The 433-nt window shown below is 39.7% G+C and carries 1 protein-coding gene; it reads left to right on the top strand.

What is annotated here, in order from left to right; genetic code table 11:
* Positions 1-178: Rid family hydrolase (locus tag GVO63_RS19380; RefSeq protein WP_268891667.1), on the top strand; the 178-nt coding region annotated here is incomplete at its 5' end.
* Positions 179-433 lie beyond the last annotated feature (255 nt).

Below are 433 nucleotides of genomic sequence, written 5' to 3'. Positions count from 1 at the left end.
TATGCTTTCAGCGACCAATTATCTTAAAACCATGGATGATTTTGCGAAAATGAATGAGGTATGGGATAACTGGGTTCCAGAAGGTTACGCACCCGCGCGAGCTTGCGTTACTGCCGATATGGCACGTGACGCTTTGCTTGTAGAAATCTCTGTTGTTGCTGCTGAGATTACAGAATAAGTATAGAAAGCAAGAACTGATTTTAGGCTCTATGGTTATTGGTATACCGTTATTCATAGAGCCAACTATGATAAATTTATCCGAATTTTCCTCGCCGTCATATCTCTGAAATAAATATCCTATAGCGTATAAGGTTCTCTGAAAGTGCCGTCAACGGCACTATTTCAAATTGCACATTGCTCCGATATGAGTTTTCATGAAAAAATTGAAACGCTATCAATACGAACGATATGCCATTCTTTGCCAACTTGCCTA

Source organism: Alteromonas sp. KUL106 (genome assembly GCF_009811415.1).
Lineage (GTDB): Bacteria > Pseudomonadota > Gammaproteobacteria > Enterobacterales > Alteromonadaceae > Alteromonas.
This window is presented reverse-complemented; position numbering and strand designations above follow the sequence as displayed.